The 24,264-nt window shown below is 38.4% G+C and carries 26 protein-coding genes and 1 tRNA gene; 5 read left to right on the forward strand and 22 right to left on the reverse strand.

Going from position 1 to position 24,264, the window contains the following annotated elements:
• Window positions 1–101: 101 nt before the first annotated feature.
• Window positions 102–2,567, reverse strand: coding sequence for a motility associated factor glycosyltransferase family protein (locus HQQ92_RS05400; RefSeq protein WP_173243715.1), 2,466 nt, complete (start codon window positions 2,565–2,567; stop codon window positions 102–104).
• 375 nt (window positions 2,568–2,942) lie between these two features.
• Between HQQ92_RS05400 and pseB the strand changes: the two genes are divergently transcribed.
• Both pseB and pseC read left to right on the forward strand, forming a co-directional pair.
• Window positions 2,943–3,938 (forward strand): UDP-N-acetylglucosamine 4,6-dehydratase (inverting), encoded by a 996-nt coding sequence (pseB, locus tag HQQ92_RS05405; RefSeq protein WP_173243718.1) that lies wholly within the window; start codon window positions 2,943–2,945, stop codon window positions 3,936–3,938.
• A complete protein-coding gene (pseC, locus tag HQQ92_RS05410) occupies window positions 3,935–5,086 on the forward strand; it encodes a UDP-4-amino-4,6-dideoxy-N-acetyl-beta-L-altrosamine transaminase (RefSeq protein WP_173243721.1) in 1,152 nt (383 codons plus the stop codon). Before pseB ends, pseC begins: the two co-directional genes overlap by 4 nt.
• Before the next feature lie 12 nt (window positions 5,087–5,098).
• Here pseC and HQQ92_RS05415 read toward each other — a convergent pair whose 3' ends face one another.
• From HQQ92_RS05415 to HQQ92_RS05480, 14 genes are all read right to left on the reverse strand, one after another.
• The gene (locus tag HQQ92_RS05415) at window positions 5,099–6,316 is read right to left on the reverse strand and encodes a class I SAM-dependent methyltransferase (protein WP_173243724.1); all 1,218 of its coding nucleotides are present in this window, start codon (window positions 6,314–6,316) and stop codon (window positions 5,099–5,101) included.
• A gap of 1 nt (window position 6,317) precedes the next feature.
• Window positions 6,318–7,289 carry a class I SAM-dependent methyltransferase gene (locus tag HQQ92_RS05420; protein WP_251071019.1) on the reverse strand — a complete coding sequence of 324 codons (972 nt, stop codon included), beginning with the start codon at window positions 7,287–7,289 and terminating at the stop codon, window positions 6,318–6,320.
• A gap of 229 nt (window positions 7,290–7,518) precedes the next feature.
• Complete coding sequence (locus HQQ92_RS05425) at window positions 7,519–8,247, reverse strand: SDR family NAD(P)-dependent oxidoreductase (RefSeq protein ID WP_173243730.1); 729 nt, start codon at window positions 8,245–8,247, stop codon at window positions 7,519–7,521.
• Window positions 8,244–9,383, reverse strand: a complete 1,140-nt coding sequence (locus HQQ92_RS05430) for an AMP-binding protein (protein WP_173243733.1) — start codon at window positions 9,381–9,383, stop codon at window positions 8,244–8,246. The genes HQQ92_RS05425 and HQQ92_RS05430 overlap by 4 nt, the downstream gene beginning before the upstream one ends.
• Window positions 9,383–9,628, reverse strand: a complete 246-nt coding sequence (locus tag HQQ92_RS05435) for a phosphopantetheine-binding protein (RefSeq protein ID WP_173243735.1) — start codon at window positions 9,626–9,628, stop codon at window positions 9,383–9,385. Before HQQ92_RS05435 ends, HQQ92_RS05430 begins: the two co-directional genes overlap by 1 nt.
• Window positions 9,625–10,191, reverse strand: a complete 567-nt coding sequence (gene pseH, locus HQQ92_RS05440; RefSeq protein WP_173243738.1) for a UDP-4-amino-4,6-dideoxy-N-acetyl-beta-L-altrosamine N-acetyltransferase — start codon at window positions 10,189–10,191, stop codon at window positions 9,625–9,627. The genes HQQ92_RS05435 and pseH overlap by 4 nt, the downstream gene beginning before the upstream one ends.
• Before the next feature lie 10 nt (window positions 10,192–10,201).
• Entirely contained in the window at window positions 10,202–10,966 is a 765-nt protein-coding gene (locus tag HQQ92_RS05445) for an SDR family NAD(P)-dependent oxidoreductase (protein ID WP_173243741.1), read from the reverse strand.
• A gap of 13 nt (window positions 10,967–10,979) precedes the next feature.
• The gene (locus HQQ92_RS05450) at window positions 10,980–11,213 is read right to left on the reverse strand and encodes an acyl carrier protein (RefSeq protein ID WP_173243744.1); all 234 of its coding nucleotides are present in this window, start codon (window positions 11,211–11,213) and stop codon (window positions 10,980–10,982) included.
• 71 nt (window positions 11,214–11,284) lie between these two features.
• Complete coding sequence (locus HQQ92_RS05455; RefSeq protein ID WP_173243746.1) at window positions 11,285–12,025, reverse strand: cytidylyltransferase domain-containing protein; 741 nt, start codon at window positions 12,023–12,025, stop codon at window positions 11,285–11,287.
• Complete coding sequence (gene pseI / locus HQQ92_RS05460) at window positions 12,013–13,101, reverse strand: pseudaminic acid synthase (RefSeq protein ID WP_173243749.1); 1,089 nt, start codon at window positions 13,099–13,101, stop codon at window positions 12,013–12,015. The genes HQQ92_RS05455 and pseI overlap by 13 nt, the downstream gene beginning before the upstream one ends.
• Window positions 13,094–14,209 (reverse strand): aromatic ring-hydroxylating dioxygenase subunit alpha, encoded by a 1,116-nt coding sequence (locus tag HQQ92_RS05465; RefSeq protein WP_173243752.1) that lies wholly within the window; start codon window positions 14,207–14,209, stop codon window positions 13,094–13,096. The genes pseI and HQQ92_RS05465 overlap by 8 nt, the downstream gene beginning before the upstream one ends.
• On the reverse strand, window positions 14,206–15,264 hold the full coding sequence (pseG, locus tag HQQ92_RS05470; protein ID WP_173243755.1) for a UDP-2,4-diacetamido-2,4,6-trideoxy-beta-L-altropyranose hydrolase: 1,059 nt from the start codon (window positions 15,262–15,264) through the stop codon (window positions 14,206–14,208). Before pseG ends, HQQ92_RS05465 begins: the two co-directional genes overlap by 4 nt.
• Entirely contained in the window at window positions 15,254–16,006 is a 753-nt protein-coding gene (locus HQQ92_RS05475) for an SDR family NAD(P)-dependent oxidoreductase (protein WP_251071020.1), read from the reverse strand. Before HQQ92_RS05475 ends, pseG begins: the two co-directional genes overlap by 11 nt.
• Before the next feature lie 2 nt (window positions 16,007–16,008).
• A complete protein-coding gene (locus tag HQQ92_RS05480) occupies window positions 16,009–17,100 on the reverse strand; it encodes a 3-oxoacyl-ACP synthase III family protein (protein WP_173243758.1) in 1,092 nt (363 codons plus the stop codon).
• Window positions 17,101–17,235: 135 nt separating this feature from the next.
• On the opposite strand from HQQ92_RS05480, the gene HQQ92_RS05485 reads away from it, so the two are divergent.
• On the forward strand, window positions 17,236–18,258 hold the full coding sequence (locus tag HQQ92_RS05485; protein WP_173243762.1) for a ketoacyl-ACP synthase III: 1,023 nt from the start codon (window positions 17,236–17,238) through the stop codon (window positions 18,256–18,258).
• A 30-nt stretch (window positions 18,259–18,288) separates the two neighbouring features.
• Here HQQ92_RS05485 and HQQ92_RS05490 read toward each other — a convergent pair whose 3' ends face one another.
• The 4 genes from HQQ92_RS05490 to HQQ92_RS05505 form a co-directional block, all read right to left on the reverse strand.
• Window positions 18,289–18,549 carry a hypothetical protein gene (locus tag HQQ92_RS05490; protein ID WP_173243765.1) on the reverse strand — a complete coding sequence of 87 codons (261 nt, stop codon included), beginning with the start codon at window positions 18,547–18,549 and terminating at the stop codon, window positions 18,289–18,291.
• Window positions 18,546–19,835 (reverse strand): motility associated factor glycosyltransferase family protein, encoded by a 1,290-nt coding sequence (locus tag HQQ92_RS05495; RefSeq protein WP_173243768.1) that lies wholly within the window; start codon window positions 19,833–19,835, stop codon window positions 18,546–18,548. The genes HQQ92_RS05490 and HQQ92_RS05495 overlap by 4 nt, the downstream gene beginning before the upstream one ends.
• A 51-nt stretch (window positions 19,836–19,886) precedes the next feature.
• Window positions 19,887–19,962: transfer RNA gene (locus HQQ92_RS05500), tRNA-Arg, on the reverse strand.
• Between the two features lie 55 nt (window positions 19,963–20,017).
• Window positions 20,018–21,184 (reverse strand): flagellar assembly protein FlgT, encoded by a 1,167-nt coding sequence (locus HQQ92_RS05505; protein WP_173243771.1) that lies wholly within the window; start codon window positions 21,182–21,184, stop codon window positions 20,018–20,020.
• Between the two features lie 279 nt (window positions 21,185–21,463).
• Here HQQ92_RS05505 and HQQ92_RS05510 point away from each other — a divergent pair, with 279 nt between their 5' ends.
• Both HQQ92_RS05510 and HQQ92_RS05515 read left to right on the forward strand, forming a co-directional pair.
• Window positions 21,464–22,096: a FlgO family outer membrane protein gene (locus HQQ92_RS05510; RefSeq protein WP_028761216.1), complete on the forward strand. Its 633-nt coding sequence runs from the start codon at window positions 21,464–21,466 to the stop codon at window positions 22,094–22,096.
• Window positions 22,093–22,542, forward strand: coding sequence for an LPP20 family lipoprotein (locus HQQ92_RS05515; RefSeq protein ID WP_028761215.1), 450 nt, complete (start codon window positions 22,093–22,095; stop codon window positions 22,540–22,542). Before HQQ92_RS05510 ends, HQQ92_RS05515 begins: the two co-directional genes overlap by 4 nt.
• A 127-nt stretch (window positions 22,543–22,669) precedes the next feature.
• On the opposite strand, the gene HQQ92_RS05520 is transcribed toward HQQ92_RS05515, so the two are convergent.
• From HQQ92_RS05520 to flgA, 3 genes are all read right to left on the reverse strand, one after another.
• On the reverse strand, window positions 22,670–23,095 hold the full coding sequence (locus HQQ92_RS05520; protein WP_173243774.1) for a flagella synthesis protein FlgN: 426 nt from the start codon (window positions 23,093–23,095) through the stop codon (window positions 22,670–22,672).
• A gap of 2 nt (window positions 23,096–23,097) precedes the next feature.
• The gene (flgM, locus tag HQQ92_RS05525) at window positions 23,098–23,421 is read right to left on the reverse strand and encodes a flagellar biosynthesis anti-sigma factor FlgM (protein WP_107948432.1); all 324 of its coding nucleotides are present in this window, start codon (window positions 23,419–23,421) and stop codon (window positions 23,098–23,100) included.
• Between the two features lie 75 nt (window positions 23,422–23,496).
• Window positions 23,497–24,204 (reverse strand): flagellar basal body P-ring formation chaperone FlgA, encoded by a 708-nt coding sequence (gene flgA / locus HQQ92_RS05530; protein ID WP_173243777.1) that lies wholly within the window; start codon window positions 24,202–24,204, stop codon window positions 23,497–23,499.
• Between the last annotated feature and the right edge of the window lie 60 nt (window positions 24,205–24,264).

Genomic DNA, 24,264 nt, shown 5'->3' on the forward strand with positions numbered 1-24,264 from the left:
ATGCAGATGAGCAATGCTGAAACGAGGCTAATTATACGGTCTAGCGAGGTAATAGTGAAATCACCGAACACGAATATGCGAGTTCGGTGATTTTGAGCCTGTTATTGTGAGACGTTCATTAGTCTTGTGAGTTCAGATAAGTAATCACGTGCCACTTGATTATCGGGATCGGCATTAATTGCATTAGAAAATGCAGTGTGCGAAGCTTCTACTTGATTGATTTCAAACATGAATAATCCAAGTTTTATCCATGTTTGTGTATCCGATGGATACTTCTCTAAGTAATCTAGGTAGACATTAACTGAGTCTTGAATCTTGCCTTGGAGTTTTAAAATATGCGCATACTGAGGCATGTACTCATCACTATAAGCCAAAATTTTGACTAGAGTTGCTGTTGCAAGCTCAAGGTTACTTAGTTTGAGCGCCAGTAAAATAATATGCTTTAACTCCATCTCAGTACAAAGTTCTTCAGGCAGAGCAAGTAAAGTATCTAATGCCTGTTGCGGCTGCTGTTCAAGGCTGAGTTGGAATGATAAGGCGAGGTGATATAATCTTTTTGTTTCGTTATCTTTTTCAATGAATGGAAGCAAGTTACTCACAGTTATGGCTAAACCATAACTGTTTTTGGACTGATTTAGTCGTATTATTTTTGTGTAAACATGCTCTATAGCGTCACCTGAGTTCAATTTATCGACGTAGGCTTGTCTGACTTGGGTAAGATTATTGCTATATAACAGATTAAGTTTTGATAATATATTTTCTTCATCAGCATTAAAAATATGAGACTCGTGCATTTTTTTCCATATAAAAGCTCTACCCGGTTGATTCTCCTCTTCCCATTTTATAGCTAATTCTATCAGAGGGGTATTACTGATCTCGTTTAATCTAAATTGGAGTTTTTGACATGCATTTTCAACCAATCTTAGAATAATCGAGCAAATTGATGAGAAAGCATTATAGTATCTAATTGACATAGTGTTTATATGATGCTGAGTCCAGCTTTCAGTATCTCTAGTTGTCAAGAACTTTGAAAACTCAAAATAGCCGTATACTTTTATTATTTTTGATAAGTCACCGTATTTATTATTTAGTTCCTCTTCTATCATGTTTATTTTATTAAGAGTCAATGCGGAAGATTTAGAGTTTAAATTTAAGGTTTGAGAAAGTCTTTGTGCTTTTTTAATTATTTTCAATGCTTTTGATAGTTCAGTTTTTTTTGTTAAACAATCGGCTAGTACATTAAGTAAATCATTTTTTTTATTTTCAATAAATATGTCTGTACAGTTTATTTCTTTAGATTCATATTTAGCAAGGTTAATTTCATTTGTATTTTTGTAAGATATGCCTTGTATTTTTGCCGCACTGTTGGATAAATTAATTATTTCAACATCAAGATAGACTCTTGCTTCATGTTCAAGAGACTCCATGGCATGTTTGAGTTGTAATAATGTTTCCGCTTGATAGCCATCATAGGTTTCTACCCATATTGTATTATGTCCTAAACTAGGGCCAAGACTCGCCTCTATTGTACCATTTGCATGACTGTAACCAGATTTTGAGTAACAAAAATCAACACCACTTAGTAATATTCTAGAAAATCCCATTTCAATGGCTAAACGCACAGAACTATTCGTTACTGTTGGTCCAACTGTAGGAATATTATCATTATCAATTTTATTGCTCCAAGGGAGCCTTTGGCCCATGTAAAGAGACTTTCCTTGCCATTGAGATAAAATTTTTGGACTAATATGATATGAGTTAACAAGAAGTGTTTTATCATGTAAATCAAACATACCACGACTTACATCAAAGCTTACTTCTTGTGGGTCTACGCTTACGATAATGTCTGGAACTATCCCTGAATTAGCTAGTTTTCCTGCAATACGTGAAACTGAAATTATGTATAATTTATTTTGGTTATCTTTAATCCAGTCAATGTTTTCATCTAATGAAGGCCCACCTGCAATAATTATGCAGGTTTGTTCTTTAAATGTATTTCGCAGCAACTTAGATTGAGTGTGATTGTCTGCAATATTATCTAGTTGTGCATGGAAAAATATTTTTTGAGTAAAGTTCACTCGGTTATCAAAGTACTCACTTTGTAATCTTAACTCTAAAATGTTAAATAGAACATTGTAATCTTCGATGTGCCGAGCGGCAACGGCAAGAGAGGCATAAAGATAACATTCATCTTTAGCTATGAATAGCTTAATATCATCTTTGCTAAATAGCTCATCTAAGCCAGATTCATCGATAATAATTATTTTATTCTTAAGTTCTGTAGGAATGTCAATAACCAAAAGTGGAGTGATTGATGAGAGTTCTATAAAGACAAATTTACTACCGTCAGGGATGTTGTTTTCAAGTATGAAATTTGTTAATAACCCAGAGTCCATACCAATGATAATGTTCAGTCTATCTTTCTTACTGAATGAATTTTTAAATTTTTTACTATAGATTGTTTTTGAGTCAGCTTTCTCAAAAGTATGGCGATTTACACTGGGCAAGTAGTACTCGTTGAAGCGACTTATTGCAAAGTTATTCAATATGTAGGTATGTAGTTGCATGTTTTCCTCTTTCTTACGAACAACTTAAAAGTGTGCTTTCAGAGTAATAACTATAGTGTCACTTCCCTGAGGTTCATTGCAAGAACGACACAGCGGTGCAAATTTCGCTCCAACAATATTTTGACACAATGAAGCTGGCTTTTTTGTTGCATAAATGTAATATTTAAAGTCGTCTACAGTAATGGATAGATAAAATCTTCATATTTTATCTATACTTGTCTATAATCACATATCTTAAGTCGTATGATGTTCTTGTGTCATCACCATAAGTTTTTTTTGGCGCAAATTATGCTTAGAGATACAGTATTGACAAATTTACTTATTGTTGTCTCATGTTGCTAATCGAAAATTTGGATAGTTTAGTGGGGAAAGTCTATGTTTGATGACAAAACGATTTTGATTACTGGTGGCACAGGGTCATTTGGGCAAAAATATACCAAAGCAATTCTTGAAAGGTACAGGCCTAAACGACTTATTATTTTCTCCCGCGATGAGCTTAAGCAATACGAGATGCAACAGATATATAATGCGCCATGCATGCGATATTTTATAGGTGATGTGCGCGATAGTGACAGATTAAAACAAGCATTTAAAGATGTTGATTATATTATTCATGCTGCTGCGTTAAAGCAAGTTCCTGCTGCTGAATACAATCCAATGGAATGTATTAAGACAAATATCCATGGCGCTGAAAATGTCATTCGAGCCGCTATCAGTAACAATGTAAAGAAAGTGATTGCTTTGTCGACGGATAAAGCGGCAAGCCCAATTAATCTATATGGTGCGACTAAACTAGTTTCTGACAAATTATTTGTAGCGGCAAACAATGTTGTTGGTGACGGTCAAACGCGATTTTCAGCGGTTCGCTATGGTAATGTTGTCGGATCGCGTGGATCTGTCGTTCCTTACTTTAAACAGTTAATTGCCAATGGTGCTACATCTTTGCCTATTACCCACCCTGAGATGACCCGCTTTTGGATTACGTTGCAAGATGGAGTGGATTTTGTGCTTAAAAATTTTTCTCGTATGCAAGGTGGCGAAATTTTTGTGCCAAAAATCCCATCCATACGATTAATTGACCTTGCAACGGCCTATGGCGCTGAACTTAAACAGGAAATTGTGGGTATACGACCTGGTGAAAAAATGCATGAAGTGATGTGTCCTGGCGATGATTCACATCATACTATTGAGTTTGAGGATCATTTTGTCATAACCCCTAGTATTAAATTCTTCAATCGTGAAAATGATTACACATCTAATTTACTGGGTGAAAAGGGTAGATTAGTCGAACAAGGTTTTGAATATCATTCAGGTAATAATCCACACTTTTTAACTGTTGATGAAATCCTTGCTATGGATGCGACTGTATGATCCCTTATGGTAAACAAGATATTAATCAAGATGATATCGATGCCGTTGTTGCAGTGCTTAACTCTGACTATTTAACGCAGGGGCCAAATGTGCCTGAGTTTGAACAAGCTATCAGTAACTATGTCGCTGCAAATTATGCAGTTGCAGTTAATAGTGCGACATCTGCTTTACATATTGCATGTCTTGCACTTAATGTTGGTATCGGTGATATTGTTTGGACATCCCCCATCACTTTTGTTGCTTCGGCAAACTGTGCGCTTTATTGCGGTGCCAAGATCGATTTTGTTGATGTTAACTCTTCAACTGGCAATATGTGTGCTCAAGCATTAGAAGCCAAACTTATCGTAGCCAAATCAGCTAGCAAACTCCCGAAGGTTATTATACCTGTGCACATGGCTGGTCATAGCTGTGATATGCAAGCAATAGGACAACTTGCTAAACGATATGGTGTAAAGATAATTGAAGATGCATCCCATGGTATTGGTGGCTCATATCAATCGCAGAAAATAGGTTCATGTCAGTATAGTGATATAACTGTGTTTAGTTTCCATCCAGTTAAAATTATTACCACTGCAGAAGGCGGCGTCGCTACGACTAATGATACACAATTAGCTCAAGCAATGCAGAGTTATAGGAGTCATGGGATTACTAAATCTGCAGGAGTATTGGTACGACCCGATGAAGGGGATTGGTACTATGAACAACATCATTTAGGTTTTAATTACCGCATGACTGAACTCCAGGCGGCATTAGGTAATAGCCAAATTAAGCGACTGGATGAGTTTGTAGAAAAAAGAAATAAGCTCGCTAAACATTACGAGTCGGTACTTACTCATTTAAATATTGAATTTATCCAGCCTCTTACTGATAGTCTGAGTGCTTATCATCTTTTTATTATACAGTTACCAACGTATATTGATCGTAAGTTAACATTTAACCTAATGCGTTTGGCTGGCATTTGTGTTCATGTGCATTATTTTCCTGTATATCTTCAACCATATTATATGAAGATGGGCTTTGTAGAAGGATATTGTCCAGGGGCTGAAGCCTACTATGCTAACTGTCTTACCTTGCCACTGTTTCCAGAGTTGAATGAAATTGAACATGATTTTATCATTGATGAGCTTGTAAAAATTATAAGTAAATAATAAATATTTCTTTCATTTTATTTTTTCAAAGATATCTATTACATTACTGCCCCATTTTTGAGATATTTCTTTCATTCTACCGCGTGTTGGGGCATAAGTAGGAATTATATAGATTGGAATGTTGCTATTAGCAAGTTCTATACTTGATGAAATGTTTTTTTCTTTATAAGTATGACCAGATAGTTCGTAATCATAAAGTAAAATTAAATCTGATTTTATTGCATCAATCAATTCTGGATAAAATTCAGTTAATAGATAAAAATCCCCACCAATCCCCCAAATTCCAACTTTTTTATTGTGTTTTAAACTCTGCTGGACGGCATCAAAAAGAGCACTCTGATACTGCTGGTATTTACTGAATCGTCTTACTATCGCGGACATTGCTGTGTTTACGATCGTTTGACTGACTATAGACTCTGTAGTGGTAGATCTTTCTAATAAAAGCATCAATCTTGGAATGTTCCCTGTTGTTAGTTGTTGCTGTTTAACAATTTTCAACCCCGCTTTTTGGGTCAGTAATGTCATAGAGTCTTTTGTATAGTAATGAATATGCTGACCATGCACGAGATTAGTTACAGCTAAGTTGTCGAGAAATGCATCTTGGCTGCAATCAGGGACTTCTATAAATATGTAACCATTATTAGTTAAACAACTACTTATATTTTTCAGAAAATTAACTGGTTCAATAATATGCTCTAATACATGAGTACTTATTGCTAGTGAGATAGGTTTATGACTGAAGTGTTTTTTTATGGTATCTAGCTGATTTAAATCTGCACCGACATGATCAATTGTACTTGAATGGATATGATTATGGAAATCTACGCTTGATAATTTCAATGAGTGATTTGAGTACTCAAGTTCAATATGTTTTAAGGTTTTCCCCGCTCCAGCACCAAAGTCTACTATATGAATACCTTTTGTAATATAATCAGCGATAAAGTCTGCCATTTCTTCATAAGGAGATTTATTGCCTACAGGTGTATCGCACCACATGTCAGGTTCTAGATTATTTGAAAAATAAAGTGCATTAAATACTTTAGGAGTATAAGGAATGGTGACTTGAACGTGATGGCAATGCTGGCACTGGCCGATTGGAAAAGAAAGCGTTTTTCTCACTAGTTCGGTATTGCTTTTATCCCAAATACCTGAAATAAGTGTATCTATGATTTTCCAATTTTTATGAGAACATATTTTGCACGATGTTTGCGAAGTGAAAGTAGTACTCATTTTATTCATTCTCCTTAAAATAGTAGTCTATAACGTTGTGCCAATCGCGGGATATTGCTCGCATCTTAATGCGTGTTTCTGCAAGCATAGGACTCATAAATACGTTATAGTTGAAAGTTGGAATATTGCTACTACACAATATTCTTTGAGATTGAATCTCTTTGTCTTTGAGAATATAATCAAAAAGTACTATATCCCCTTGTGAAATATGTTTATTAAGATCGGTATTTTCATTAATAAGATTATAAAAATCAGCACCAATTCCCCAGAGGCCAACCTTGCCTTGTTGATTTATTTTTTCGCGTAGTACGTTAGCTAATTGCGAACGGAGTGCACGACATTGCGCCTGATAATGACATATAACATCAGCGGTATTGAATTTTAAAGTTGAAATGCAGATCTGTTCGAGTTGGCTTGGTGATAGTAACACTAGTAGTCTAGGGATATACCCTGTCGTCACTCTTGTTAGTTTTGTTACTTCCAAACCAGCGAGTTGTGCTGCATAAGTAAGTGAATCTGCTGTAAAGTAATGAATATGCTGTAAGTTAATCAAGTTACTCATACCAATTGAATCGATATTATGTCGTTCTGAAAAGTCTGGCACCTCGATGAAAATAACCCCGTTTGGACTTAATTGTTTTTTTATTTGCCGCAAAAATTCAACGGGATTGATTACATGCTCTAATACATGAGACGCCATCGCAAGATCGATCCCATTAGGCCAATAATTATTTGGTAGATTGTTAAGATGGTTTAGATCGAATGATAAATAGCGAATATTATTTTGCGAAAAACGGTTATTAAAATCAATACCTATTAGCGTACTCTTTGGTGTTGCGCGATTCGCTGCTTCTAAAAGCTTCCCTTCGCCACAACCCAAATCGACAACTATTTCAGGCGCAGAATCACCTAATGCAAAGTTAATCATCTCTTCATAGGGACGATTATCATTTACAAGAGATTCATGCCACATGACTGCCTCCTGCTTGGAGTGAAAATACAATTTCTTAAACAGTTTAGATGTATATTTACTGCTGATTTGGACATGCCCACAATGCTGACATGTTGACAGCGGATAATCTGACGATTTACGAGTCAGTACTTGGCCGTTTTCGTCCCATATCCCAAATGAGATATGAGAAAATATCCGCCATTGTTGAGTGTAACAAAGTTGACATTGAGCCGTGGGCATAGAGGTCGTCCTAGTTAGTGATACCACCATCAATAGTGAAGGTTTGTCCGGTAATAAATGCTGCGCCATCAGATAAAAGGAAGCTGATGGCTGGAGTGATGTCATCCACAGTACCTAGCCTATGCATTGGGGTTCTGCGGATGATTTGGTCTCGCTTTTTGTCTGTCAGGGTCGATGACATTTCAGTGTCTAAATAGCCTGGAGCTATGGAGTTTACGGTAATATTTCTGCGGCCATTCTCTCTGGCGAGAGCCCGTGTTAATCCATCAAGACCAGCTTTAGATGCTGAGTATGCGGCAAGACCTGTATAGCCACGGTTGCCGATAATTGAACTGATGTTGATAATTCTTCCTGCACTGTTTTGCCGTAAGAAAACCCGTAATGCTTCACGAGCTAAGTAGAGTGCACCATGTAGATTGACTTGCAGAAGAGTATCGGATTCAATATTTGGAAACGTCGCTAAAATTCCCTCTTTAGCAATGCCAGCATTGTTAATTATGCCCCACAGAGGAGTATCTTGGGCCCAATCACAAGCTTGTTTTACAAAGTGCGAAGTCTGTTCCGCATTACCTATCTCAGCATAAAACCATTGAAAAAATGGATATTGTGCTATGAGTTGATCAACTTCAGCTGTTTTTGTTCGGCTGCAAGTTGACACCTTATAGCCTTCTTCTAACAGAGTTTTGACTATTGCAAGCCCAAGTCCTCTGCTTCCTCCGCTGACAATGACATGTTTCATTTAATCGTTCTCTGTTTTTTCCCTGCATCAGTTAATGTTATCTGTTCAGAGAATATAATAATTCTAGGTTTGGCAGCCGGTTCTAGCTGATAACTAAAAGTATCTAGTTCAGCTCTAGCCAATTGTGGATCTTTCGCGCAGAGCTCAACACAGACTAATGCACCAGTAATGGGATTCGCTTTAGCAAATACTCGAGCATCAATAATATGTTCTAGTGCTATTATCTTTTGCTCTAAGATTTCAAGGTTAACTTTAACTCCACCAACATTAATTAGATTATCCAGACGCCCATTAAATAAGATTCGATCCCCCCTCTCTATAATACTGTCACCAGTATCTAGCTGCAGACCTTCTTTATTCAATATAAGTGTGTGTGTTGCTTTTAATTGCCAACCATTAAGGTACTGATTTAGCCAGGATTTAGGGAAACCTGCTAAACCATCTTTTACTGTAAAGACAACGCCAGCTTCAGTTGTTGCATAAATATGCCTCAGTGCTACTTTAGGGAAAAATTTTTTAATGTCATCTAAAATAGACTGTGTGGCTATTTCACCTCCCAGACTAATCAGTTTAAAATTGGGGAGGGAATCTCCCCAAGCAAGTAGCATTGCACGGAACATTGATGGTGTTGCACTTATGGCATTGATCATATAGTCGGAGGCCAATTTTGCTTTTTGCTTTATATTTGCATCGACGTTGGATACTAAAGTATCACCAGACACTACTGTTTGTAATATAACTTGTAAACCGGCAAAACTCATCGGGTGATAACATAAAAGCCAACGAGTCTGTTCTGAATGAGATTTACTATTTTTGGGGAGTAGACTACCAATGGAGTGAAATATAAGCTTCGGAGCTCCTGTTGTTCCCGAAGTGAATAAACCGACTTCAAATTTTTTTGGCAAATTATCACTGTCAAAAACTTGAGCATTTCGGTTAAATATAACGGGAATATCCCGTTGTTGACCTATCACTAGGGCTTTAAGCATTCTAGATACTAATGGGCCATTATTTTCGGGTTTACTACTTACTTCAATATAATCAAGTTGTTCATCAAATATCATTGAGTCAAGGTTTGCTATTGTATAGCAAACTTTATGTTCAATTAGTCTGAATTCCCTACTTAACTCAAACATTAGGTTAACATACCTTCATAAAGATTAATCAGTTCTCCAACTGTATGAAAAGTTTTAAATCCTTCTCTGAATGGATCAATCCCCGTTGACATCTCTAAGCTAACTATTAAAGTTGCAAGGTCCAAGGAGTCCATCGGCAAATCATTTAAAAAATGATTATTGAGTGAGATATTAGGACAGATTTCACCTTTAGCCTCAATAATTCGACGTGTTTCATCAATGATGGTTGTATTTAGGTTTTTCATACGAAGTTCCAATCGTTAAATGCGGCTGAAATTTTTTCTAGACTATAATGCTGTTTCTGACTAAGCCAATCCTCCTTGAGTTGTTCAAAAATATAAACATCTAAAAACTGGCCATTTTTAAATATATGCTGCTTTAAAAAACCCACTAATCTTGTTTTATGCAAAGTTTGTAGTTTAACGACTTTCTCATTTGCATTGAGCACATGATTAACAATTTTATTCATTTTTAATTGATAGAAGACATAATTACATATATAAGTATGCATTGTTACACCATACTTCAATCTTGCAGCTCTTTCATAAATATATGAGCCAGTACTGCAGCGTTGGTGTACGTAGTCGATATCGCTGAAACAGAGAAAACCTATAGACATTCCATCGTCTTGAATCATATAGCCTCTATAGTCTTTACGGTCTTGTAAAGATTCAATCCAAGCTTGCTGCTTCTTAAGTGATGGTTCTTTAAGGTCAGTAAACATATGTTGGGTAATTTCTGGTGATGTACGCCATTTCAATAGCTGTTCAGCATCATTTATATCAATGCGCTTAAAATTGAGTGCCATGTTTTACTTCTTAATTGGCGAGATAACCGCCTTCAACGGGTAAGGTTACCGCATTAATCCATTTCGCTGCATCACTTAATAAAAAAGCGACGGCATTTGCGACGTCTTCTGGTTGACCAATGCCCATGGGATGTTGGTCTAGCATGTGCTGAAATTGAGCTTCCGTCATGCTGTTTTTTGTCCGCTGCGCCATTTCGGTGGCAACTAACGCAGGCGCCACACAATTAACCCGAATATTATCTCTTAGTAGCTCCATTGATAACCCTCTGGTTAATGACATTAATCCTGCTTTACTTGCACCATATAGAGTATTCCCAGTCTGGCCTATTAGACCAGCGATAGAGGAAACAAATACTATAGCGCCTTGCTTATTTCTATCTCGCTTGAGACGAAATCCCTTAGTAATAGCCATTGCACTAGCAAGGTTGACATGCATGGTTTCATCGAAAAACTCTTGGTCAAACAAGCGTATCGGTTTGGTTACTTGCATACCTGCACAGTGCACAAATCCGTCAAAATAACCCTCTGTTTTACTCAGAGACTTAAACCATTCACAGAGCTCGTCAGTTTTGGCCATGTCAAATATAGCAATGCCATGTCCATCCCCTGACATTAGGTTTAATGTTTCTTGTAAGCTTTCAAGTTGGCGTCCATTGATAATGACTTTCGCACCAAGTTGTGAAAGCAAAATGGCACACGCTCTACCAATACCAGCAGAAGCACCAGTAATCAGTACACGTTTACCACTAAATTCCATTGGGTTATTTAATACCATTCTGATTACAATCCTAGGCTGTGAGATGTTCTTGTACTAATGCAACAAGATCATTAACAGTCTTTATTTGTTCTAACTTATCGCCTTGGATCACAATATCAAAATGTTCATCTGCCATGGCTATAACGCTTAGAAAGGCTAAAGAGTCCCATTGTTCAATATCAATCAGTACTTCATCACCTTGTAAAGTGTTGTTATCAAGCTCTAGGATATCTTCAAGTTGATTTAAAAATTCTTGTTTATTCATTTTATTTACCTCTGAGTATGGTTTTTTATCGTTTCTAATTTGTTATCGGCTTAACAGCTGATTGCATTAGGTCAGTGTGGCGCGCGTTGTATGATCTTGGCATTAATCTGAGCTATTTCAGGATGTTGTTGTAATAGTTGACATATTTTTCGGGGGGAAGCATTGAGCCAATTTTCCCCTAATAGTCCTATCAATGCTGTCGCTAATTGTAAGTCTTCACTTTCATCAACGCACAGTCGGAATTCATGCCAATCTAATTGGCCTGTTTCAACAGGCACGATAATGCAGTCAGGCTGAGTATAAAGGTAAAGCGTCACATGTTCGCGCTCTGCTGCTTTAGTCGCATTTTGATAAGCTTTGGTTAGGCTTGCCATGCTAAAAACTTCAACATCGAAGCCTCTAGGAAAGTAATTCAAACTAATATGTGTGTATTGTGAATTATCCCCTTGCCGATGCTTTGTAATTGCTTCATCAATCAAGGTAGCTGAAATTAATGGACAGTCGCCCGTAAGTCTAACGATTATATCGTCAGGTGTTGCTTTTGTTTGCAGAGCAGCGTGATAAAAGCGTGAAAGAACGTCTGACTCACTTCCACAAAAGAATGGCTGCTTCTTTAGCTGGCAAAATTTAACTATAGGTTTATCAATCTCTGTATCACTTGTAGCTAAGATATGTGAATTGACTAATTTAGCTTGGTGAACTCGTGCGAGATGATATTCAAGCATAGGCTTACCTTGTATTGGAGCCAATACTTTACCCGGTAACCTGCTCGAACCCATTCGAGCTTGTGTAATGCAGATCACTCTTTGCATTTTGAATTCTGCTTTTTCAAAGGTATTGAAAGATGTAGCTCAGATAAGGGGGTACCAAATGCAATGTCAACAATTGCTCGCTGATCTAATATTTGCGGCAAATAGCGAGTGTGCAGTCCCTTTGCTGGACGAACTGAACGAATGTTTTCCTCTGTAAAAGGTTCACCTTTTTTTATTGTTTTACTCACGTATAAAGAACGGCGAAAATCTCTGCCTCCAGCCTCACTTGGTTTTACATCATAACCTGCAATACCTAAGGCTTTGAAAACTTTAATTGTTTCTTGCTTTAACACTGCAAATTCATTCGGTTCAAGTGAGAATGCAGAATCGACAGAGCCATCAGTTTTATCAAGAGTAAAATGTTTTTCTAGCACTGATGCACCAAGGGCTACTGCAGTAATCGCTGCAGTGTTATCAATAGTGTGATCACTCAAGCCTATTGGAAAGTCAAATCTACGGCATAGATCGGAAATAGTACGTAAATTACAATCTTCAATTGGTGTTGGGTAGCCGCTTATACAGTGCAATAGCGCGAGTTGTGTTCCACCTGCATTGGCAATAGTGCTGACTGCTTCGTTGATTTCATCAAGTGTTGCGAGCCCCGTGGACATTATTATAGGTTTGCCAGTTTTTGCTATGGCTGTTATTAGCCCAATGTCATTAATTTCAAAGGAAGCAATTTTATACGCAGGACAATTAAGTGACTCGAGTAACTCGATAGCAGTTTTATCGAATGGTGAAGAAAATAAGGTAATATTGTTCTTTTGGGCTCGTTCAAAAAGTGCCTGATGCCATGACCAAGGAGTATGCGCCTCTTGATATAAATCATACAGAGTCCGACCTGCCCATAATCCACCTTCGAGCCTAAATTCTGGGCCATCATGGTTTAGTGTAATAGTATCTGCGCTATAGGTTTGAATTTTTATTGCATCCACTCCAGTTGCCGCAGCTGCATCTATCATTGCTAATGCCTGTGACAAATCACCTTTGTGGTTGCCTGATAATTCTGCAATGACATAAGGGGGATGTAATGGTCCAATTTTACGGTCATTGATCGAAATTGTAGCATCAAACATTGCTTTGCCCCTCTAATAGCTCATCTAGCTCAAGACGCCACTCATTATGAAAGTGACGGATCCTATCTTCACATTTACCGAGTAAGCCTGGGGTATTACTGCGGGCCATATTTTCTTGACAAGATTCGGCAACTACACGATCTTCTTCTAAGATCGTATGATTAAATTGTGTAAAGTTAATGTTGACGGCCATTTTGACGGCTTCACTTGTTGCTTTGCCGTTTGATCGCTTTATCATTCTTAATTGATATTTTAATTTTGTGTGTGTTGGATCTATAGGATCATAGGTTTGCAGTGACATTAAAGAGCCATTAGTTAGACCAATTGCAAGATTTGGGTAAATGAAGAAATGATTATAATCTTTATAATCAGGATGTTGTTCAAGTTTCAAATGTTTTCTTGCACCAGCCCACCATTTGTGGGTGGCATCTTGTAATGGGGTGTTTCCTGTAGTGTGACCATTGAAATACTCTATTTCACATTCTGCTTTAGCAAAGTTTGCGAAGGTTTCTGGGTGAGTACCTGCGACGTGATAGACTTCAAGGACTGTTTCACATGCAATTTTCCAATTAGTATTCCAAAGGTAGCTACCTTCTTGGACACGATCTGTAAAATCTATAGATATTCGCTGTAATATATTGAAATAGGGTCCTAAAAACTCAGTTAGAGAAGTTCCTGTATCAGTAACTCGTACGAAAATGAGTTCGCCACACATATCTAGTGCAAATTGCTTTAGAGCTAAGTGTTTTTTTTCTGTTTCATCTAGGCCAAAATCAGTCCTATTTTGAGGTACACCACTTAGTACACCATCGCTTTTATAGCTCCAGCAGTGATAGGGGCATCTCAGTGGGCGATTACCTCGAACATCTTGTTGAAGAGTTGCTTTTCTATGGCTACAAATATTTAACAGTGCACTTAGTTGGCCATTAAAGTTTTGCACGACCACAGGAGTATTGCCTATAGTGATTGTTATAAAGTCATTATTTTTTGAGAGATCATCTTTAAAGCCGACAAAAATCCAATTTTGTTCAAATACACGACTAAGTTCTTGTTTGAACGTTTGTAAATGATAGTAATGCTTTGGATGTATGGATAGTGACGAAATCATTGCTGTTCCATTTTATTCTTTAGGCCAATAATCAAATGTTCGATGATCCGCTGACAACCTTTAGTGTCAACCAATTGGCGAGCCTGTTCACTCATGTGAATCCTTTTGCAGGTATCATGCCAAAGAATAAGTACCTGTTCTTTGATTTTGTTCAATATGTCTTGATTCTGTGATGTGTCACTATCTTCATTCTCGAAGTTTCTAAGATCTATAGCATAATACCAAGTATTATTTAGTGGCGAGGTTAAAGCTGGTAACTGATTATCTACAGTGATCAATGCTAAGGTCGGTACGCCCATTGATGCAAGTTCGCCAAGTGTTCCCCCTGCAGATGAGATAGCTAAACCTGAAAGTGACATTATTTCTGCAACTGATTTAGGATTATAGATTAAGTGAAAATTAGCATGTTCCTTTTGCAATTCTTCAAGTAACAACTGATGTTGGTGAACTGTGCCTAGTAATAGCTGGATTTCTATTTCTGGGAGGCTATCAAGTAACAGTTTGGATATGGGGAGTGCTAAAGATTTACTGTCTGTTCCACCTAAGGTTATGAGTAAATTTTTTCGCTTAGCTAAGGGGATGAAGTCACATAATGTAAATTCTTGGCGTAAATAGGTGTATTTTGTTCCTAAACAAAGGGTCGCTGTTGGTGCAAATTGTTTGTATCTATCTACAGGAGCATTAGGTGCTGGATTGATGATAAGATCTGCAGTAAAGGTATTATTATCTAGCGCATCATCTAACTTAATAAGATAGATATCTAAATTTTCTAGTATGCGCCATTCTGAAGCGGTTAAATAATAATCATCAACAATCAGTGCCGTTGGTTTCAGATCCATTAATTCACGTCTATTTAATGGATTATTTATTGCATGAGTTGAAAAACCTTGTTGGTGTAGTTTCTGTAATAGCAGGTCTGAGCATGTCTTATAGATAAATACTATTTCAAATTGAGTTTGTGCCGCTTGCGCTAATGCTAACAACCTCATAATGTGGCCAGCGCCAATTTGCTGACTACTATTACCATATAAAACGATACGTGCTTTATCCTGCAAGAAAGCCCCCATCTACAATTAATGTAGTGCCAGTTATTTTTATACTCAAATCACTTACCAAAAAATATACACTATTAGCAACATCTTCTGGAGAGCAGAGCCCTAAAGGGTGGGCAGCGATCAGTGCTTGGGATTGTTGGTCACCAATGGTTTGAAATTGTTTATCTGCTTTTGTCCCGCTAACTACTGCAGGTGCAACACAGTTTACTCTTATGGACTTAATAGCAAGTTCTAGTGCTGCAGATTGAACCATTGAAGAGAGTGCAGCCTTTGATGCTGCATATAAAGTTCGAGCTTTCAATCCACGCTGTCCTGCGACAGAACCTATATATATAAAGCTAGCATTATGGGAATAAAATTTCGTTTTTGAAAACGCTGCGGTTAACATTACGGCTGCAGAAAAATTAACATCAAAATAGTTGCTAATTTGCTTTGCTGAAATGCTACGCAAGGGACTGTAACCTTGGAAGCTTGCGCTATGAACTAATCCATCAATAGGTCCATATCTCTCGTTTATAGTTTTTGCCCAAGACTGAATATCGTCGAGTTGGCTTAAATTATAAGGAACAACATGGTGAATACCAATTAACTGTGATTTTGTTGCTTCGAGAGCATCTTTTCGTCGGCCTATCAATATAAGCTTTGCACCGTGGGCATCTAATTTTTTACAAATGGCAAGACCGATATCAGAATCGAATGAAGCCCCTGTAACGATATATAGTTTATTTTTTAAATCCATCATAATTACTGCTGAATTAGTGATAGGGGCTCGAAATCATCTTTAATCTCGATAATCTCTGGCGCAATAATTGGTCCAATTTCTGTGATAATGGCTCCCCAAGACCAACCCACTCCAAAGCCGCCGAGCATAACTTTTCTAGTTTTCTCAGAAAAAAATTCGCTTAATTGATGACAGATCGCTAAAGGCACCGAAGCACTAGAGGTATTACCAAAATCTTTCATATCAATTAAGTATTTGTCAACCGACATTTTTGCTTTTTTACGTAAGTGTTCCAAAATGAAATGGTTGGCTTGATGCATTACAACCATATCTAGATCATCTACTTCAAGTTGTGCTAGTGCGAGAGCATCTTTTACCAATTTAGGTACCACTTTTAAAGTGAAAGAAAATACTGCGGCACCATTTAAATACAGCCGTGACTCTTTGTAGAGCCTATCTTCCTCGTCGCTAGTGCGGGGCGATAACTCTGGCATTGTCGGATTTCGCCGACCTCCAGCTTTTACTGCAATGTGCTGCCCACCAGTACCATCTGTTCCAAAAACAGCATAAGAATCTGACCAGCTTTCATCATACTCGAGTGCTGTTGCGACTCCTGCATCACCAAATAAAGGAAGTGTTCCACGATCATCTGGTAGTAAATGACGGCTGGATGTATCACCGCATAACACCAAAGCACGCTTGCCATTTGAACTATTAAGTAACTGACTTGCTATCCATGTACCATAGACAAAACCAGAGCACCCTAAGCTAATATCTAAGCAAGCAGCTGATTGAGGTAATCCAAGCCTATGCTGCATGAGACATGCTGTTGCGGGAAGTGCATAATCAGAATCTTGAGACACATAGATCAGTACATCAACAGTTTCAGGTGGCCAATTGAGTCTTTGAAGTAAGGTTTCTGCTGCAGCAATACACATGTCTGATGCACATAAATGTGAAGGTAATATTCGTCGGCTATGTATGCCGGTGCTTAAATAAATTTTTTCAGCTTCTTCTTGGGTAAAAATACCAGGTGTTTCAACATAGGAGTGTCTGTGGGGAGGTACTGCAGCTTGCATTCCTGCAATTTTGACTGACTTTATCACTGCTTCCATAAATAGCCTTGTTGAAATTAATGATTAATATTGGTTTTAACTATAACATTGAATAATATAGCTTGAAAGTGTATTGCACTCCTCTGGAGTGCAATACACTTTCGCGAATTATAGTTGAAAATTTTAGGATAGAAGATGACTACAGTCCGAGTTAAAAATATCACTATATCTGGCATTGTGTCTGTTTTACCTGCATTGGAAAAAGTGAATGCAGATCTGTTATCAAGTGTTGGAGCACAAGAAATGGCTCGTATTGTTTCTTCAACAGGAATACATGCCAGGCGTATCGTGAATCCAGGACAAACAGCATTAGAGTTAGGAGCAAAGGCATGTAAGTCGCTTATAAGTACAATGCTGTGGGAGAGTGATGAGGTTGGATTGATCATTTTTGTTACTCAGACTCCAGATTACCCCTTACCAGGAAACGCAGTTCAACTGCAGTATTTACTCGGTTTAGACAAGAGTACTCTAGCTTTTGATGTCAATTTAGGATGTTCTGGTTTTATTTACGGCTTATGGCAAGTTTCCCAATTATTAGCTAGTTTGAACAGAAGTAAGGCAATATTAGTTGTTGGTGATACGACAAGTCAGCAATATAGTGAGTCAAACCGTACCGTTGCCCCTTTATTTGGTGATGCTGTTAGCGCCATAGCAATAGAGAAGAGTGAAGGTTGTGATGATATGGTCTTTTCATTAGGTAGTGATGGGTCTGGGGCTCCTTATTTGATTCAGCCTTTTGGTGGAGCTAAGAATCCTAATTCTCAGCTAGAACTTTTTATGGATGGAATGCAGGTTTTTGTATTTACCTTAAGAGAAGTTCCAAAGTCCATGCATGATTGTCTAGTTGAAAAGGGTTGGCAGATCAGTGATGTTGATTTTTGTATTATGCACCAAGCAAATGAAATGATGTTGAAACGTTTAGGGGATAAAATGGGATTTACAGATAAGCAATTAGTTATATCAATGGGTGAAGTTGGCAATACTAGCTCTGCATCAATTCCTCTAGCGCTTTGCTTAAGTCTCTCTAAAGATTTAACAAGAGTAAATAACAAGTTACTACTTTCAGGATTTGGAGTGGGTTGGTCTTGGGGGAGTGTTGCTTTGACTCTTGATAATTTAACTGTTTGTCATTTGCTGGATTTATCTATCGACGATTAACCGAGAATAAAGATCTAAAATGATTTAGATCTAGTCGTTTTTTAAAATAGATGGAATATCAAATTCCAAATAATCAGCAAGCGAAAGCCAATCGAAGCGTTCCTGAGCTGCTAACATTGCTGGAAAAAAAAGAGTCATTTCATTCTCTTTGATTGAATTGTTAAGCATTGGCTCTAACAGGTTAATACACTCTCGAAATTGTACCGATCCTTCAGCCTCTTTTCCTAACCGAAATTTATGTGCTGCTGAAATTAATAAGCTTATAAGTGGTTGGTTTTTTTGGTCTTTCATTGTGAAAAATCCTTGTATTGTGCACCATGTATTCTCGCCCCATTTAAACTTGATTGGTAAAACTTGATATTTTTTTTAAGTTTTATATATTTTTCAAGACTACGTAAATAACCCCTAAAGTTTAAATCTGTTGGTACTCTTTCGCCATGCCCGTTAATTAACCAATGTTTGGCATTTTTGATTTTTGGCCCTAAATGGCCATCAGGCCAAAACGCATGAGTTTTATTATTCGTATAGCAGAAGTCACAGCCAAAGAGTGATACTTGGTATGCTCCTAAATAAACAGCAAGATCGATTGCAGGATGGACTACACTACCATTAGTAAATAGTCTCAACTTAGGATATTTATTTGCTAGCTCATCATAGAGGTGACTAGTAGAGTATGCACTGTATTTTGCACCTTTCCATTGTTCGATTATCTGAGGATTGATCTTGGGGAAATAAACTAATATGACATTTTCCGTATGTTCCATCGGGAAATGATCTGGTCTAATATTAGGATCAATACTTAGAATTATGTCAGGTATTATATTATGTTGGAATAAAGCCTTAAATGCCGTATCTACAGCAATAATAAGTGGTTTTGAGAATTTAGATTTTTGAGTGAGCTCAAATAAATAGGGATAATGATCTTCAAGTGTTGGGCCAGATGCAATAACTACGCAGTTAGCATTATGATGAGTGTTTAACAGAAGTGATGCATCGGGGTCATTGAGTAAGTTTGGAATATTTGCATTTAATCTTGCTAACGAAACTTCATCAATATTATGTTTTTGATTCGCAAAATTACGGTTAAGCTCATAAACCAGTAAATCTCGAGTGATTGCATTCTCATTACTGGTTAATACTAAATCTGGTGTTATTCCAACATAGGGTAACACAAGCCTACTCTCGGCGCGTTCTTTTAAGTTAACATTCGGATGACTTAACCATTCGCTTTGATCTGTGTAACTGATGAGGAGGGCAAAAACGCTGAGATTTAAAATGCAAACATCAATTGAAAGATACTGTGGATTATCGATAAGTAAACTTGGTACATCTCCCATCCCGACACCGTAGACGGTTACGTGAGTTGCATCTGCAGGTAATGTACTGATAAAGAGCCGTGCTTCGGCGATGCGGTCATGACGGCTGCTGAGTTGAATACCATTAACACTGATAGTTTGATTGCGACCGTTGACAAGGTGGGCATCTAATTCATTGATGGTTTGGCTTTTGACCGCAGCGGCTACGATAGGCCAACGCTTAACGATAATATTGAGATTAGACGCAAACAGCTCGGTCATTCCGTTTCTCCGGAAGATTTCTGGGAGTTTGATATCACCAAGGTCACTATCTGGTCTCTCCACAGGGACTCGAACCCCGATCGGCCGCTTAGGAGGCGGCTGCTCTATCCTGTTGAGCTATGAAGAGACGACAGTGATTATACTGGTTTTATCTTTGATTAAAAGGCTTATGATTTAGTTGCTTAAATCTTAAGCGCTATGTCGTTTATCTGTACATTGTAGGCGGCATTTTGGTCTACAAGGATTGCGGTGGCGCTTTCTTCGCTTACTTGCTCAATTTTTACCGTTGCACGACTTTTGGTCGCGACGGCGCGCATTTCATTGAGTCTATCGGGTAAGTTTTGTTGTAATACTACTTGGAATTTATCACCGACACGAATGCCATGTTTACGGCCTAGATTTAATATAATCCTGTCTGCTTGTCGGCTAACGACTTGGCCAAGTAATGGCCTGCAATTAAGTGTGCTGTCTAAATCTCGGGTAGCTTGCAATATTAATTGAGTAATACTTTTTCCATAGGAGGAACGCCAGAATCTATTACTGTTGGGAGCAATGATAGCCTGTTCTTCAAATTCCCATGGGGCCGATGTGCTGTAGCTTTTGCTCCAGACCTCTTCGCCACTGATCCCATGATAGAGGCTGAGTTTGAATTGAAATTGCCTTAGCGGAGCTTCATCCCAAAATCCTAAGAAGGTGGGTTGTACAGGCTCTATCGATATATCAATGATCTGCGGTTGAAGAATATATTGGCTGTCGGTAATTTCACTGAGCCAGCTTGGGAGTCGATAACCGCGAATATCCACTAGGTCTTGTTCAATATCGAGTCGCTCGTTAGCATGGATGTGACTAAAGCCAGTTGAAGAGTAATCTTCTATAGTGTTCCCTAACGACTCTGAAATGACCTCTTCAAAGCCTGAAAGTTGTCCATATCTAAGCTGAGAACGATCTTTTATTTGTGTTTGAGGTATTAAAATAGCGGCCTTTAATTGGCCATTAGGACACTGTTGTGTTGGATCATCATTTAGATCGAGGCGTAGGGATACATATATTTTATTTCCCTGAATTTGTTCACTAACGAGTTGGATGTTTATGGCTTGGGCGTTGCGATTTATCGCAAAGTTATTTTGTGTGAGGTTACCATTAGAGGTTTGTTGCTCACTGGATATTTGAATACCTGTGCTTAATGTCGCATAGCTAACAGCTTGATTAATTGCTTCTTCCCTTGCTTGAGCTGTATTACCATTGATAATAGTTGCTTCTCCGCTGGCTTCTATCCATTCGGCTCTGGTGGGCAAAGAAAGTAGAAAAAGGCTCAAAATGATGAGCGAAGCTGAACCTGGTATGTGCATCAATTCAATCCTTATCGCTAAGCTAATGGCGATATTACCAATCGAGCCAGTTTTCTGACTCTTAATCTAATACGACAATAAAGCAAATTTCGTGCCTGAGTATGAGAACTTTTGATAAAGTTTCCATTGTTACAGTCGATATACTGTGTAATAGAAGAATATTGTCGGACTGAGGTTAATATTGGTCCGAAGATTGCTGTTTTTGTTACTCATTAAAAATTTGAAGCTTAGAAAGTGAGTCACTTGACTGCCAATGCACCCATAGATGAGGTAAATCCAATGCTAAAGCGTGTGATTATTCCCTTAACATTGATAATGTTAGGTGGATGTGTAGCTAAACCGGTTACGCCGCCCAAACCGAGTTTAGTGGATGGCAATGGGTTGCCGCCAACGGCAGTGATTAACCATTTAGCACAGCGAATAGTGACTGAGCTCGTTAAGCAAAATGATGCTTTGCGTTCTGATCAACCTATCGTAGTTGCAACACCAGTATTAGTGGGCGATTTGAATGGCACTAATGCGTTAGCGCAACAGTTACAGCAAGGGTTAATGACGTCGCTCCATAGCTTTCAGTTTAATGTGGTGGATTTAAACTTAGCTGATGGCTTGAGAGTCACATCTGACGGGGATTTTATTTTGACGAGAGATTGGCAAAAATTGTCGAAAGATCTTCCTGTTGAACATCTTGTCGTTTCGACTATGAGCGTAGTAACCAATGGTATGGCGATCAATACTCGGATTGTGAACATTAGTAACAATCGCGTGGTATCGGCATCTCAAACTTTTGTGACTCAAAAAGAGTTGGCAAACTACATGCAGCCTTCGGAGCAAATTGTGTCACAAAATGGCATCTTATATCGTCAGGCGAGTCCAGGTATGAATGAAGTGCGTGTTTTAGGAGATGGAAAATGAAACGCTACCTTTTAGTTATTGTGGCGCTAATGCTAACTGGCTGCGCTGCTAAAGATAGATATGTGCAATGGGAAGATGTGCCGCCGCCGAGTTTTCCTAAGTTAACGGCTATAGGATATGCGCCGTTAGCGACTCAACCGGCTAAAGAGCAATCACAAAGAGTGTTGATGGCTATGCAGGCATCAAAAATTGTGGCTTATCGTGAATTAGCGGAACAAGTTTATGGGCAGAAAATAACGGCAAACAGCAGTGTCAGTGATTGGATGTTGACGGACGATAATGTCAAAGCGTCAGTTTCTGGTGTGATCCGCGGTGCACGAGTCGTTAAGAGTTATCCAGCAGGCGAGCATTATGTCACTGAGTTAGAACTTGATTTTTCACAGGTTTGGGCGCTTTATCAACAACAGAACCGTCCACAACGAGTGAAGGAAGTGACGTATTTCTAGCTTTTTTGAGAGTATGTTCAACAGCATGTATTGAGCCGCGTATTTACGCGGCTTTTCTTTTTGTACAAGACATTAATATCTAATCAGAGCTTAGAAAAGGTAATGCTAAGTGGGAGTGATGCGCTTGTTAGGCCTTTAAATCATTGCCTAAACTTGAGATAGTCGAGGTCTTGCCTTTATCGTTATAGGTGAGGCTGGAGGCATTTCTGCTGGCTTGTAAAGCTTGAGCAAAGCGATTTAAACTCGCTAAATTCATCTCAATTAAACTGGCATTTTGTTCGTTTAATTCTTTGCATTCAGTCAATGCGTCTTTGATATCGGCCATTTTATGCACGAGTTCGACTTGCTGAGTGAGTAGTGATTTATCACTGTGGTTTGCCAGAATATCATCATTAGTCTTTAGTTCTTTCAGACATTGCGATTTTTCGTTAGCAAGGGAAAGCAGTAAATCGGCGTTTTGGTCAACCAAAGCGCCTTTTTCCTTGAGTATGATTTGCTTAAGAACAGCCAAATGGGCGTGTTGTAGATCTACCAGTTTAGCTATTTCAGTCATAGTTACTCTTTATTTAAGTCATTAAGTTCGGCTTCAAAACTTGCAATATTGGCAGCCAACTTTTCAGGGTCAATTTTATAGCGACCTTCGGCAATAGCTTGTTTGATTTCGGCTACTTTCTTTTGATCAACTTCAGGAAGGCTAGCCATTTTAGTCTGAGCTCCTTGAAGTTGTTGTGCCTGGGCCGTAATGACCACTGAATCGCTTCTCTGTGGTGTTGTCGATTTTGTAGCAACTTGAGCAGATTGATCGCTGCTCGTTTTCGTTGCGCCTGAACGAACTTGCGCAGTCGTTGCAGTGTTGAGTTTGCTAATATCAATTGCCATTTTAGGCTCCAGCGTCGTGTGTACGGGATTTCTTAACTGGGGTATCGGCAGCTTACAAAAAAGCTTTAGATTATTTTACATTCTTACTTCAACTTCGCCAATGCCTGTGACTATAGCATCTAGTTCTTTGTTTGAACTGCTATTTTTGACTCTGATCCGATCACCTTTATTGCCATCTTGTAGGGCTTCGCCCACTGTTTTGAGCTCGAATGAGCCAGAACGAACGTAGATAGATACCGAATCATTTTTACAAACGAAGCATAAGTTGTTGCTTAATATGGGATTATCTTTTGCTACTCGTCGTTTTACTCGCACGCCAGCCAATTTACTCGGGTCATCGAATTCGGCACCTCTCAAGCTATTTTGTTCAATGTAACGGACTTCTACTTGACTAGGAGAGATGAGTTCGCCTGGTGCTAAGATTTCGGTTGAGACAACAACGGGGAATAAGATATCCACCCGAACCGAGATATAGATTTGCCAAGGGTAAGCTAAGTCTTGTGTATCGCAGCTGACTTTTAAGGTGTTATTACGGCTAATTTCCCTATCGCTAGCCAGTTCTACTTTCATTGGAGATGAACATTGTGACGGCAGCATTCTTGCGTCAACCATCTGTGGCGAAATATTTACTTTGGCATTTTCTGGAACGGATATTTTTTCTGAAATAAGCGCTTTAGCTAATTCTGAGATTGCCGATACGGTGGGGACAATAGGCTCTGCACTCGCTAAAGCGGGCATGAAGAGGGTGAAAAGACTAAAAAAACAGACTAAATTTACTTTCATAATGAAGAGACTAGCTTGTAACGCCAGAATGCACCTATACTTTTATTAAGTTCGAAGCTG

The organism is Shewanella sp. DC2-4 (genome assembly GCF_013248875.1).
Lineage (GTDB): Bacteria > Pseudomonadota > Gammaproteobacteria > Enterobacterales > Shewanellaceae > Shewanella > Shewanella oncorhynchi.

Coding starts and splice junctions, on each gene's coding strand:
- HQQ92_RS05515 (WP_028761215.1), top strand. CDS start 22,093: ATGAAACGCTACCTTTTAGTTATTGTGGCGCTAATGCTAACTGGCTGC.
- HQQ92_RS05420 (WP_251071019.1), bottom strand. CDS start 7,289: ATGTGGCATGAATCTCTTGTAAATGATAATCGTCCCTATGAAGAGATG.
- flgA (WP_173243777.1), bottom strand. CDS start 24,204: ATGAAAGTAAATTTAGTCTGTTTTTTTAGTCTTTTCACCCTCTTCATG.
- pseB (WP_173243718.1), top strand. CDS start 2,943: ATGTTTGATGACAAAACGATTTTGATTACTGGTGGCACAGGGTCATTT.
- HQQ92_RS05480 (WP_173243758.1), bottom strand. CDS start 17,100: ATGGAAGCAGTGATAAAGTCAGTCAAAATTGCAGGAATGCAAGCTGCA.
- HQQ92_RS05520 (WP_173243774.1), bottom strand. CDS start 23,095: ATGACTGAAATAGCTAAACTGGTAGATCTACAACACGCCCATTTGGCT.
- HQQ92_RS05495 (WP_173243768.1), bottom strand. CDS start 19,835: ATGACCGAGCTGTTTGCGTCTAATCTCAATATTATCGTTAAGCGTTGG.
- HQQ92_RS05415 (WP_173243724.1), bottom strand. CDS start 6,316: ATGAGTACTACTTTCACTTCGCAAACATCGTGCAAAATATGTTCTCAT.
- HQQ92_RS05445 (WP_173243741.1), bottom strand. CDS start 10,966: ATGGTATTAAATAACCCAATGGAATTTAGTGGTAAACGTGTACTGATT.
- pseH (WP_173243738.1), bottom strand. CDS start 10,191: ATGGCACTCAATTTTAAGCGCATTGATATAAATGATGCTGAACAGCTA.
- HQQ92_RS05485 (WP_173243762.1), top strand. CDS start 17,236: ATGACTACAGTCCGAGTTAAAAATATCACTATATCTGGCATTGTGTCT.
- HQQ92_RS05435 (WP_173243735.1), bottom strand. CDS start 9,628: ATGAAAAACCTAAATACAACCATCATTGATGAAACACGTCGAATTATT.
- HQQ92_RS05490 (WP_173243765.1), bottom strand. CDS start 18,549: ATGAAAGACCAAAAAAACCAACCACTTATAAGCTTATTAATTTCAGCA.
- HQQ92_RS05455 (WP_173243746.1), bottom strand. CDS start 12,025: ATGCAAAGAGTGATCTGCATTACACAAGCTCGAATGGGTTCGAGCAGG.
- HQQ92_RS05475 (WP_251071020.1), bottom strand. CDS start 16,006: ATGATGGATTTAAAAAATAAACTATATATCGTTACAGGGGCTTCATTC.
- HQQ92_RS05450 (WP_173243744.1), bottom strand. CDS start 11,213: ATGAATAAACAAGAATTTTTAAATCAACTTGAAGATATCCTAGAGCTT.
- pseC (WP_173243721.1), top strand. CDS start 3,935: ATGATCCCTTATGGTAAACAAGATATTAATCAAGATGATATCGATGCC.
- HQQ92_RS05400 (WP_173243715.1), bottom strand. CDS start 2,567: ATGCAACTACATACCTACATATTGAATAACTTTGCAATAAGTCGCTTC.
- HQQ92_RS05425 (WP_173243730.1), bottom strand. CDS start 8,247: ATGAAACATGTCATTGTCAGCGGAGGAAGCAGAGGACTTGGGCTTGCA.
- HQQ92_RS05510 (WP_028761216.1), top strand. CDS start 21,464: ATGCTAAAGCGTGTGATTATTCCCTTAACATTGATAATGTTAGGTGGA.
- HQQ92_RS05430 (WP_173243733.1), bottom strand. CDS start 9,383: ATGTTTGAGTTAAGTAGGGAATTCAGACTAATTGAACATAAAGTTTGC.
- HQQ92_RS05465 (WP_173243752.1), bottom strand. CDS start 14,209: ATGATTTCGTCACTATCCATACATCCAAAGCATTACTATCATTTACAA.
- HQQ92_RS05505 (WP_173243771.1), bottom strand. CDS start 21,184: ATGCACATACCAGGTTCAGCTTCGCTCATCATTTTGAGCCTTTTTCTA.
- pseI (WP_173243749.1), bottom strand. CDS start 13,101: ATGTTTGATGCTACAATTTCGATCAATGACCGTAAAATTGGACCATTA.
- flgM (WP_107948432.1), bottom strand. CDS start 23,421: ATGGCAATTGATATTAGCAAACTCAACACTGCAACGACTGCGCAAGTT.